This is a genomic window from Sphingomonas sp. FUKUSWIS1 (assembly GCF_000733135.1).
In the GTDB taxonomy this organism is placed as follows: domain Bacteria; phylum Pseudomonadota; class Alphaproteobacteria; order Sphingomonadales; family Sphingomonadaceae; genus Sphingomonas; species Sphingomonas aerolata.
In genome coordinates this window covers 1-3,924 of sequence record NZ_JPJC01000022.1, presented here as the reverse complement: position 1 = coordinate 3,924, position 3,924 = coordinate 1, and the positions used below count along the sequence as shown (strand labels likewise).

Here is a 3,924-nt window from a genome sequence, read left to right as displayed (position 1 = left end):
ATCGCCGCGGCCAGGCATTGACCAAGACGCTGTGGATCCAGCGACGCGAAGCTCTCGTCGAGAATCGTGAGCGATGCGCGCTGCAGCAACGCACGCGCGAGGAAGATGCGGCTCCGCTCGCCATGCGACAACTGCCAGCCGGTCTCGCCCACCTGTTGCTCGATCCCGCCCGGCATCCGCGACAGCAGATCCCCCAGACCAAGCTCCTCGCAGAGCTCCGTCGCATCGGCGAGATCGGCGGAGGTGGGCGGCCAGCTGCGCGCCATCAGCAGGTTGAAGGCGAGCGATCCCGACAGGATATGGTTGTCGTGAAACTGCGGCGCGGCGGCGGCCAGACGGTGCCAGGCGTCGCCCCGCGTCGCCTTGTCGAGGCCGTCGAGTAGCAGCAACCCCGATGTCGGCGTCTCCAGTCCGGTCAGCAATGCAGCCAGTGTGGACTTTCCGCCGCCCGACGCGCCGTCGAGCAGGATTTTCTCACCGTGCCTGATCGTCAGGTTCGCGCGATCGACGATCCGGCGATCGGCACCGGGATAGCGAAACATAAGCCCCTCGGCCTCGATCAACGGCCGGTCCTCGTCCGCAATCCCGTCGGTTCGCCGGTTCACCGTGACCGCCCCGCCGCGCGACGCGGCAAAGAGATCGCGCACCCGCGACCAGGCGATCGCGGCGCGTGCAAGTCCAGCCGAACCGCCGGCGATCCCGCCAAAAGCGCGCTGGCCGAGAAGCAGCCCGCCCAGACTTATCGCCAGCGTCACGGGCGACGGCACCGGCTGTCCCGCAAAGGCCGGGACGAGGGCGGCGATGCCCGCGAACAGCCAGATCGATGGCAGCGCAGTCACGCCGACAATGCTCGCGCGATCCATCGCCGCCGATGTCGTGAGATAGCGCTGCACCACCGCGTCGTCCTGCGCGTCCCGGCGCGCAGCGCGGTCCTGGGCCAACCGGGTCCGATGTCCGACCATCGCCTCGATAAGCGCGTTGGTCATGTCCAGACGCTCCCCCGACCACCGTCGCATCCGCACGAAATATCGCCAGCCAAGCAACCCGGTCAGCGCGAGCCAGCCGACCAGCAGGGTCAGATGCGCGGCCGGCGCTGCGCCATGGGCGAGGACCCATGCGGTGAAGACGAGTTCGATCCCCGCGAGCAGCACCCCGATACCGCCGTTGAAGGTGAGCGCTTCGAGCGCCTGCGCCTCGATCACGCGACCGATCATCTGGCCGACACCGCTGCGCTTGATCGCGTCGGGTCGCAACGCGAGCGCGCCGGCGAGCAGCCGCGCCTTCATGATCCGTCCGAGGTCGACCGCGAGGCTCGCCTCGCACCACGCGCTCGCGGTCTGCGCAACGACGGCGGTGAGCAGGATCACCATCCAGCCGAGCAGCCAGCCGGAATCGACCTTGCCCGCCAGAACGCCTTCGCCGATCACCTTCCACCCTGCGATTTCCAGCACGTAGAGTGCGACGAATGCCGCGACGATCAGCGCGAGCGTACGCAGACCGCCGTCCAGCCGCATCTGCCGCCAGACCGGCGCGGAGGCAGGCGCACGGAGCAGGCTGATCCCGCCGATCCGTTCGGCCTGCAGCCGTTCGTGGAGCAGCGCGGCCGCGGCGCGCGGACGACGGCGTGGCTGGATCATCGCGCGATCGAGCAGTTCATCGACCGCCGCGCGGTGTTCTGCCGCGACCGGCTCGACGAGGCGATCGCGCAGCGCAGCGATCGGTACGCGGCGACGGTGCGCCTGCCGATCGAGCAGCAGCACGCCGCCGCGTCGCCGGCCGGCGAGCGCGAAGAAACCCGGGCCTTCCGCCGTGTCATCCAGCAGGATCGCGGGCCCGCCGCTTGCCAGCACAGCGTCGATCGCGGAGGCCGGTGTCTCGACGTCGACCACCTCCACTCCCAGCCGCGCCGCCGCCCATTCTGTCCACCTTGGCACGTCCTCGAGCGCGAAGGCGGCGGGGACGACCAGCGGATCGGTCGGCGGGTCGCGGATCAGCCCGGCATCCAGCGCCAGCGCCTCGATCGCTTCGCCGAGCCGGGCAAGCGGCCACCAATTGGGGGCGAGATCGGTCATCGTGCGCGCTCCACGACCAGGCCATCGACCATTGTCAGTTGCCGCCACGCCGTGCCCTTGCGCAGCGCATCCTGCACCGCGGTTTCCGCGTCGAGCAGGTCGCGGTAGCGCGACGGGGCCGCGGCCAACACCGCCGGCGCGCCGTCCTCGATCAGCCGCCCGTCCTCGATCACGAGGACCCGATCGAACGCCTGCGTTTCCGCGAGATCATGGGTGACGCACAGCAGCGTCGTCTCGGCCCACCACACGCGTGCTTCGGCGAGCAGCGTCTCGCGCTGACCACGATCGAGCCCGCGAAATGGCTCGTCGAGCAGCACCAGCCTGGGATCGGCGACCATCAGCGCCCGCCCGAACCGGACGCGCTGTCCCTCGCCGCCCGACAACAGTCCGCCGCCTTCGCCGAGCATCGTCTGCAGTCCTTCGGGCAGCGCGCGCGCGATCCCGCGCAGCCGCGCCGCCGCCATCACGGGCCCGACCTGACCGATCGCGTCGTCGGTCGCGGCGTAGAGCAGGTTGTCGAGCAGCGAGCGGTTCCACAGCTGGATCGCCGGATCGACCCAGGCAGTCGTCGCGCGCAACGCCACCGCGCAGAGCGGTGCCCCATCGACGGTGACCGTTCCTGCCGCGGGCAGATGCCAGCCGAGCAGGACGCCCAGCAGCGTCGACTTGCCCGCCCCCGAGGTGCCGACGATCGCGACATGCTCGCCTGGCGCGATGCGGACGCTGAGCCCGGTCAGGATCGGATGCCCGCCTGCGACGATATCGACCGCATCGAACGCGATCGCGACGGGACCCTCGCCGGTCGGCGCCGGGCCGGCGATCGGCTCTTCCCGGGCATCGAGCGGCTCGACGAGGCGGAGCAGGACGTTGCGCTGGCCCGGGTAGCTTTGCGCGTGCCCGGCAAGCCGCGATCCCAGGCCCGGAAGCTTCAGCGCCCAGAACACCAGCAACAGGTCCGCACCGCCGACACCGGACCCGCGCGACAGATGGCTCGCGACCAGCGCCGCCGCCGCCATGGTGCCGATCAAAGCCTGTGCGCCGTCCGCCCTAACCGCGGTGCGCGCGAGACTGCGCATCGCATGCGCCCATTCGACGAGCAGCCCCTCGTGCTGGCGCGCCACCGCGCGCTGCGCGCCGTGTGCGCGGATCGGCGCGAGGCCAAGGATCGCGTCGAGATAGAAGCCGTGGAGCGCGCCTGCGTGATTGCGGACGCGCAGGTCGCGTTCGTTGAGCACCGGCTGGATCGCGAGCGGCATCGCGATCGTCAGCAGCGCGACGCCAGCTGCGGCAAGGCCGCTGTCCGGGGCGATCAGCGCAATCGCGAGCGCGGTCAGGGCGAGTTCGAACACGGTCTCGACGAAGCGCAGACCGATGCCGGGAACATTGCGGATCCCGTGAATATTGTGGCTCCGGTCCGCCATGTCGCTGATCGGGCGGCTTTGGAAATAGCGATCGGCCAGCCGCGGCGCCTTTGCGAGCAGCGCTATCCGCAGCCGCACTTCCAGCATCCGTCCCATCCGCAGCGCCGCCGATCCCGTCGCCAGTTCGATCGTGAGCAGCACCGCGATGAACACGAGCAGCGCGACTCCCGCGGTCAGCCGGTCCAGCCCCATCGGCAGCCGCTGCGCGACGTCGATCAGGCCGCGGAACAGCAGCGCCTCGAGCATCAGCGCGCCCGCCGCGAGCGCCGTGGCGAACATCAGTGCTGCCGGCGCGACCAGGCCGTCGGCCCGCAGCATCGCAACCAGCGTCCGGAGCGGCGTGGCGGGCGGCTCGACGAGCGCGGCGGCGAGTTCGGGCGGAAGATCGGCGGCGGGCGCGGCGGCGGTATGCCTGCCTGCGATGGTCACCA

Annotated in this window: 2 protein-coding genes; both read right to left on the bottom strand. The window is 70.7% G+C overall.

Translation table 11 applies throughout. From position 1 onward, the window contains the following. A partial coding sequence (locus tag sphsw_RS02505; RefSeq protein WP_052380807.1) for an ATP-binding cassette domain-containing protein occupies nt 1–2,072 on the bottom strand: 2,072 nt, incomplete at its 3' end. Next, a partial coding sequence (locus sphsw_RS02500) for an ATP-binding cassette domain-containing protein (RefSeq protein ID WP_042466371.1) occupies nt 2,069–3,924 on the bottom strand: 1,856 nt, incomplete at its 5' end. The genes sphsw_RS02500 and sphsw_RS02505, both read right to left, overlap by 4 nt.